Origin of the sequence: Nonomuraea sp. NPDC050394 (assembly GCF_044459065.1) — a bacterium.
GTDB lineage: Bacteria > Actinomycetota > Actinomycetes > Streptosporangiales > Streptosporangiaceae > Nonomuraea.
This window is the reverse complement of record NZ_JBITIO010000041.1, coordinates 1-7,265: the sequence shown is the minus strand read 5'-3', so window position 1 is coordinate 7,265 and position 7,265 is coordinate 1. Positions and strand designations below refer to the sequence as shown.

The 7,265-nt window shown below is 70.0% G+C and carries 6 protein-coding genes; 2 read left to right on the top strand and 4 right to left on the bottom strand.

The window, feature by feature from the left end:
* On the top strand, nucleotides 1-1,200 hold a 1,200-nt coding region (locus tag ACIBKY_RS55345), incomplete at its 5' end, for a glycoside hydrolase family 3 C-terminal domain-containing protein (protein WP_397110767.1).
* Nucleotides 1,201-1,616: 416 nt separating this feature from the next.
* On the opposite strand, the gene ACIBKY_RS55340 is transcribed toward ACIBKY_RS55345, so the two are convergent.
* Complete coding sequence (locus ACIBKY_RS55340) at nucleotides 1,617-1,922, bottom strand: DUF1330 domain-containing protein (protein WP_397110765.1); 306 nt, start codon at nucleotides 1,920-1,922, stop codon at nucleotides 1,617-1,619.
* A 175-nt stretch (nucleotides 1,923-2,097) separates the two neighbouring features.
* Here ACIBKY_RS55340 and ACIBKY_RS55335 point away from each other — a divergent pair, with 175 nt between their 5' ends.
* Entirely contained in the window at nucleotides 2,098-3,000 is a 903-nt protein-coding gene (locus ACIBKY_RS55335; protein WP_397110763.1) for a LysR substrate-binding domain-containing protein, read from the top strand.
* A 410-nt stretch (nucleotides 3,001-3,410) separates the two neighbouring features.
* Here ACIBKY_RS55335 and ACIBKY_RS55330 read toward each other — a convergent pair whose 3' ends face one another.
* The 3 genes from ACIBKY_RS55330 to ACIBKY_RS55320 form a co-directional block, all read right to left on the bottom strand.
* On the bottom strand, nucleotides 3,411-3,980 hold the full coding sequence (locus ACIBKY_RS55330; RefSeq protein ID WP_379640997.1) for a TetR/AcrR family transcriptional regulator: 570 nt from the start codon (nucleotides 3,978-3,980) through the stop codon (nucleotides 3,411-3,413).
* Between the two features lie 398 nt (nucleotides 3,981-4,378).
* Nucleotides 4,379-4,948, bottom strand: a complete 570-nt coding sequence (locus ACIBKY_RS55325) for a TetR/AcrR family transcriptional regulator (RefSeq protein WP_397110761.1) — start codon at nucleotides 4,946-4,948, stop codon at nucleotides 4,379-4,381.
* A 546-nt stretch (nucleotides 4,949-5,494) separates the two neighbouring features.
* Nucleotides 5,495-6,838: an MFS transporter gene (locus tag ACIBKY_RS55320; RefSeq protein WP_397110759.1), complete on the bottom strand. Its 1,344-nt coding sequence runs from the start codon at nucleotides 6,836-6,838 to the stop codon at nucleotides 5,495-5,497.
* Nucleotides 6,839-7,265 lie beyond the last annotated feature (427 nt).

Genomic DNA, 7,265 nt, shown 5'->3' with positions numbered 1-7,265 from the left:
GTGGACGAGGGGCTCACGGAGTGGCGGGCGCGGGCGGGGGGGGCGGGGGTGTCCGCGCCGGGATACGGGCTGGGGGACGCCGGCCTTCCCCCGTACGGGGGGGGGGGGGGGGGGGCGGGCGGGGCGCGCGCCGCGACCACGGTCGTCTGCCTCGGGCTGCCGCCGGAGGACGAGGGCGAGGGATACGACCGTACGCATCTGGAGCTTCCGGACAACCAGCGTGCGCTGCTCGACATCGTGGCCGCCACCGGGACGCGCGTGGTCGTCGTGCTGTCCAACGGCGGCGTGGTCCGGGTCGCGGACTGGGAGGGGGCGGCCTCGGCCGTACTGGAAGGATGGTTGCTCGGACAGGCCGGCGGCGGCGCGATCGCCGACATCCTCTACGGCGAGGTCAACCCGTCCGGGCGCCTGGCCGAGACCATCCCGCTGCGCCTGGAGGACACCGCCTCCTACCTCGACTTCCCCGGCGAACTCGGCACCGTCCGCTACACCGAGGGCGTCTTCGTCGGCTACCGCTACCACGACGCGCTCGACGCGCCGGTCAGCTATCCGTTCGGGCACGGCCTGTCTTACACCGAGTTCGGCTACTCCGACCTCGATGTCCACACGCGCGGCTCCGGCGAGGAACTCGTCGTCCGCGTCAGCGTCCGCATCACCAACCTCGGCGACCGGGCCGGTCAGGAGGTGGCGCAGGTCTACGTCGCCGCCCCCGGCCACGACGTCCGCCGCCCCGTCCGCGAACTGCGCGCCTTCCGGAAAGTCCCCCTAGAGCCGGGTGCCTCCACGACCGTGCGCTTCTACCTCGCCTTCCGGGACTTCGCCTACTTCCATCCGGTACGGCGGCGCTGGACCATCGACCCGGGCACCGCCACCATCCACGTCGGCGCTTCCTCCCGGGATCTGCGGGTGGCGGCCACGGTGGCGATGGAAGGCACCAAACAGCCTCTACCGGCGGCCATCACTCCTGATTCGCCCTTGGCCGATTGGCTGGCGGCGCCGGGAGGGCTGGATGTGCTGCAGCGGGAGATGCGACCGCCTGCCGAGACCGGGCAGTCGCATTCGCGCTTTCTCACCGAGCCGGCTCTGCGGATGGCGGGGTCGGTGCCGGTGCGGCGGCTTGCCCGGTTTCCTGGGGCCTATTTGGATCCGGAGCGGCTGGACAAGCTGGCTGACGAGGTGAACGAACGGGCAGGCTGGTGAGCCAGCTCTCCCGACAGGACCACCACCCGAAGCCACACACACCCTGAGACCGCCACCCCCGAAGCCACACACACCCCAGGAGCGCCACCCCCGAAGCCACGCGCCACCTAAGAGCGCCACCTCCGAAGCCACACACACCCCAAGACCGCCGACCCCGAAGCCACACACCCCCGGGACCGCCACCTCCGAAGCCGCACACTCTCGCGAGATCACCGGCATCCGAGGCCACTTGCCTTGCGAGACGGCTGCCCTGCCGCTCGCTCGGCGAGTCGGATGCCGCGAGCTCCATAGACCGCTGCCTCGAAGCCGCTGGCCGTGCTCCCCGCACGGCGCTCCCCGCACGGTGCTCTCCGGGTGAGACGGAGCGGCGGGGGTCCGTCCGGCGCGAGCCGTCCGACGCTGCATGGGCCCGCCGGTCAGTCGATGCCGTCGATGATGCGGAAGTCGCGCTCGAATCCGTCGGGGAGGGCCACCAGCGCCTTCTGGTACGCCTCGCTCTCGTATGCCGCGACGGCCTGTTCAAAGCTGTCGAACTCGATCAGAACGACGCGCTGCGTGATCCCGGCCTCGTGGGCTACGACTCGACCGCCACAAGACGGGAGCAAGGCCAGGTTGCGCCCACCCCCTGCCTGGACAGCCAGACCGGCCAGCTTGTCGTAGGCAGCCAGCCCCTCAAGGTCGGTATTGGCGGGGTAGACACTGACCCAGTAGCCCTTAGCCATGGAAACCTCCTGTGTTGGGCCGGACACGTCCGACTTCGCATGGACGCTCAGATCGATCGATCCCGGCGACGGGTCGCATCGTCATATGCGCAGGTTAGGGCTCCATGTGCGGCCGAGGGAAAGATCGGTACGGGCTAGACTCAGAACGGATCGTTATCAATCGGCGGGAGGGCACGTGGCGCCGGATACGGTGAGCCTGCGGTACTTCCTGGTGCTGGCGCAGGAGCTGAACTTCACCCGCGCGGCCGCACGGATCGGTATCGCACAGCCCGCGCTCAGCGCCCGGATGCGCCGATTGGAGGCGGAACTCGGTACGGCCCTACTGGTCCGCAACACGCGCAGCGTCGTATTGACCACGGCCGGTGCGGCTCTGGCGGAATCGGCGCCGTCCGCGCTGGCGGCGCTGGACCGGGCATGGGACACCGCCCGGAGCGCGGCGGCCGGTGAGCTGGGCACTCTGCGTATCGGATACAGCCTCAGCGCCGGGGCCGAGACGACGCCGGCCCTGGTGGACAGGCTGATTCGCGGCAACAGCGGACTCGAGGTCAGCGCGGTCCCGATGGCGACACCGGAGATCTCCGCCGCGGTCGCCGACGGCCGCGTCGATGCCGGGATCACCCGCGGTGAACAGCCGGGCCGTGGCGTGCGCCGGTTCCCTCTGCGGCGTATGCGCGTCGGGGTCCAGTTGGCGGAGCATCATCCGCTGGCCGAACATCCGGAGATCGAGATCGCCGACGCGGCCGCGTACCCGCTGCGACTCCCGGACCGTGCGGCCAACCCGGTGATCCACGATCAGCTGTCCGCACTGTTCCGAGGCACCCGGCCACATCCCCGATTCCACACGCCCGCGGTCTCCTTCGACATGTCACAGCGCGACCTGCGCGACGGGGTCACCCTCGCCCCGGCCGGAGAAGCCGCGGTCACGTCGGCACCGGCCGGTCTCACCTGGCGACCGCTGCGGGGCGCGCCCAGCCTGACGATCCACCTGGTGCTCCCACGCGAGCAGTCGCCGCTACACCACCGCATCCGTGCCGTCGCCAAGGCCCTGGCGCACGAGTTGCACTGGCTGTCGGACTGACGCGCACGAGGTCAAGCGATACGGACGCCTGCGGGTGGCGAGGCCGGAGACCTTGCGCCCGGCATGCTTCGCGGTGATGAACGACTGCGGTCTCGCTGAACGTCCGACACAACCTCGCTACGCTGGTGGATCAGCGGCCGATGATGGCCCGGGTCCGATTCGAGTCGTACACCGCTGCGACGTCCTCGCCCAGCCCGAGATCTCGGCGGACACCGCTGCGACGTAGGGGTTGTGCTCCCTCGGCACCACCCGCCGGTACGCCCTGTCCACCCACGCCGACCTCGAAGACGCCGTCGGACGCCTCCCCACCGATCAAGAGGGCCACCGCTGGTCTGGGCGAGGTGTGCCTGGTTACACGCCCGACCCGGGTGGGCGGAGCCGGTCGGGCACGTACTCGTCCTCGTCGGGGATCACCCGGTGATGGAGTCCAGATAGGCGTCGAGCGCCCCAAGCAGGTCGAAGTCCGACTCAATGAGCCACTGGATCTGCAGACCATCCAGCACGGCGATCAGCAACGGCCCGTTCACCGGCCGGGTGATCTCCCCGTTGGCCCGCGCCTTGGCCAGCGTGGCCGAGAACAGCTCCCGACTCGTCCGGTACCGCTTGACGAAGAAGTCATGCGCGGGATGCCCGGGATCGGTGGCCTCAGCCGAAAGTGTCACGAAGAGCCGCATAACCCCGGGATCAGCCATGTTACGCACCATCAGCTCGCGAACAGCCAGCCGAAAGCTCCCCAGCTCAGCCCACGTCTGCTCGAACCAGGGGACGTCCATGTCGGTCCGCTGCTGAAGCACCTCGGCCAGCAGCTCTTCCTTGGACGGAAAGTAGTGCAACACCCCAGCCAGCGTCAGCCCAACCTCCGCCGCCACATCCCGCATCGACGCGCCCCGGTAACCACGGACGCTGAAGAGCTCTCGGGCCGCCTGAAGGATCTGCATCCTCCGCGCGATCCCCACGGCGTACGGTCGTTTCGACGGCATGCACGCCACCCTAACAAATCAACCAACCGATAGGTCGTTTTTCCATTACGGCACTCCCGCTCGGCCGGCGCGCTCGTCTCGGCGAGCACACCCACACGGCCGGCGCACGCATCACGGCGAGCACACCCACACGGCCGGCGCGCGCGGCTTGGAGAGCACGCTCACACGGCCGGCCTCCCCATCCGCCCGGACACCAGAACCCGCCGACCCTGTTCCGGCATGACACCCACCACCCCGAAGCGCAGCCACAGAACCGCGAGCCCGCGAGACTCACGAATCCGTCAGCAGCACGGCCCCACAACCGCTCGCCCATGGACCTGTCCGGTTCGAGCGAACGCACCAGAATCACAACCCCGTCGGCAACACGGCCACGTGGGACGCGGCCCCCCCGGCAAGGCTTATCTCGTAATGCTGTCGAGGTAGGCGTCCAGGGCGGTCAGGAGGTCGAAGTCCGGCTCCAGCAACCACTGCACCTGCAGCCCGTCCAGCACGGCGATCAGTAACGGCCCACTCGCGCCCTCCACCACCTCGCCCCGCTCCTGAGCCTTGGCCAGCGTGGCCGAGAACAGCTCACGACTGGTGCGGTACCGCTTGGCGAAGAAGTCGTGCGCCGGATGCTGGGCATCAGCGGCCTCGGCCGACAGCGTGACGAACAACCGCATGACCCCGGCCCGCCCCATGTTCCGAACCTGAAGCTCCCGCACCGCCAGCCGAAAGCTCCCCAGTTCGGCCCACTTCTCCTCGAACCACGGAATGTCGATGTCATCACGCTGCTGAAGCACCTCAGCCAGCAGATCCTCTTTGGACGGGAAGTAGTGCAACACCCCCGCCAGGCTGAGCCCCACGCGCGCGGCCACGTCCCGCATGGACCCACCTCGGTAGCCCCTGACGCTGAACACCTCACGAGCGACCTCGAGAATCTGCTCCCTGCGGGCCACCCCGACGGCATAGCGCCTCTTGGCTACCATGCAACAAACCTTACCAAAAATTACCAATCAGTCGGTAGGTTTTCCAGCACTCCGTTCCGACCAGGGCCAGAAGCAGAGGCAGGAGAGAGCGGCCCCGCGACGCCCCGTACGTCCGCCCCGCAACGCCCCCGCAACGCCCCCGCGACGCCCCGCGACGCCCCGCGACGCCACGTGCATCCGCCCCGCCCCGCCACGTGCCGCCAGCCTGGCGACGCCGCGCGCGGTCACCCCGCAACGCCACGCGCTGCCAGCCTGGCGACGCCACCCGCAACGCCCCGCGACGCCCCGCAACGCCACGTGCATCCGCCCCGCCCCGCCACGTGCCGCCAGCCCGGCGACGCCGCGCGCGGTCACCCCGCAACGCCACGCGCTGCCAGCCTGGCGACGCCACCCGCAACGCCCCGCAACGCCACATGCATCCGCCCCGCCACGCCACATGCCGCCAGCCTGGCGACGCCACGTGCGGCCGCCCCGCGACGCCCCCGCGACGCCCCGCGACGCCACGTGTCCGTCCCGGCACGCCGCATGCGGCCCCTGGATCCGGGGTCAGGGCTGGGTGAGGAGGAGTTTGCGGTCGGCGAGGTCGGCGGCGGCGCGGGCGGCTACTTCGCGGGTGATCGGGTACGCGGCGAAGGCCAGGGCACCGACTATGCCGATGGCGGCCGGGATCAGGCTTTGGGCGTACAGGATGCCCTGGATCGCTTCTGGGCCCTGGGCGACGCCGCCGCTTCGGTAGCCGGTGGCGGCCAGTGTGTACGCGAGCAGCCCGCCGCCCACACCGCTGCCCGCCTTGGTGGCGAACGAGGTCATGGCGGCGAGGGAGGCCTCGGTGCGGAAGCCGTACTGCCACTCGGTGTAGTCGGCGAGTTCGGCGAGCAGGACCAGACCCAGCGCCACGGCGCCGCCGAAACCGAAGCCCGTCAGCGCGAAGCAGGCGAGCACCGGCGCGAGCGTCGGCGGGACGGCCATCAGCAGGGCGAGGCCGGCGATGGAGACGGCGAGGCTGAGGAGGTACCAGGGTTTGGCGCCGTGCCGCCTGGCCATGACGGGGACCACGATCGCGCCGATGACCATGGGCACGGCCATGACGAGGGCTGCGGCGGAGAGGTAGGCCTGGTCGCCGATGTAGTAGAGGAAGAAGTACGGCATGGCGGCGGTGAGGGAGCCGCTGGCCGCCTGTACCGCCACTTTCGAGGTGAGCAGGATGGGGACGGCTCGGTGGGCGAAGAAGACGCGGCGTACATCGGACAGGCGGTAGCGCTCCGGCGACAACGGCTTGACGCGCTCGCGCACGCGCACCGCCATGACGGTCACCAGGACGCAGCCCACCAGGGCCATCATGCTGACGTACGTGAGCCAGCCGCCCGTGCCGCCCCCCAGCGCCTTGACGATCGGGAGCGTGGCGCCGGTGCTCAGCGCCGCCGCCAGCAGGCCGGTGAGGCCGACGATGCTCGCGAGCTGGCTTCTGGTACGCGCGTCGCCGGCCACCACGGGCAGCAACGACGTCACCGGGATCTGGAACAGATCGAGAAGCAGGCCCCACAGCAGGTACGTGATCCAGGCGGCGAGCAGGGCGTTCGGGAACCAGGCGGGGGCGGCGAAGAGAGCCACCAGGCAGACGGCACAGAGGATGCCGCCGATGAGCACGTAGAGGCGGAACCGGCCCCACCGAGTGACTGGTAGGTGGTCGACGAGGTAGCCCATGATCGGGTCGCTCGCGCCGTCGACGATCCTGGCCACCAGCATCAGAGTGCCAACGGCTGCGGCGCCGATGCCGACCACGTCGGTGAGGTACAGCAGGAGGAAGCCGGAGGCCGCGCCCATCAGCGCCCCACCCGCGACGCCGCCGAAGAAGGCGAGCTTTTCCACCAGGCCGGGCCGGTCTTCCATGCGCCCTCCAAAAACCTACCAACTGATTGGTAGCAGACAGGCTAGGTGAGCGATGTCATTCCGGTCAACGCCTCAAACCACGCTTTCTCAAGACCGTCGAGGGGGGTACGGCTGCCGCCCGGAGGCCGGGGCGTGGAGGCCAGCGCGTGGAGGCCAGGGCGTAGAGGCCAGGGCGTAGAGGTCAGGGCGTGGAGGCCAGGGCGGGGAGGTCAGGGCGTGGAGGCCGGGGCGTGGAGGCCGGGGCGTGGGGAACGCGACCCCACGCAAGACAGCCTGAGCCCCGAGTGCGAAGGGCCCCGTGCGAAGCCCATACCCGTGGGCCGGGGTGTGGGGGCTAGATCGTTGATGTGAAATTCGCTGATCGTGTGCGGGCATGGCGAAGGGCGTCCAAGATCGGTTTGTGAAGACTGAGCTGGACGCCCTTCTG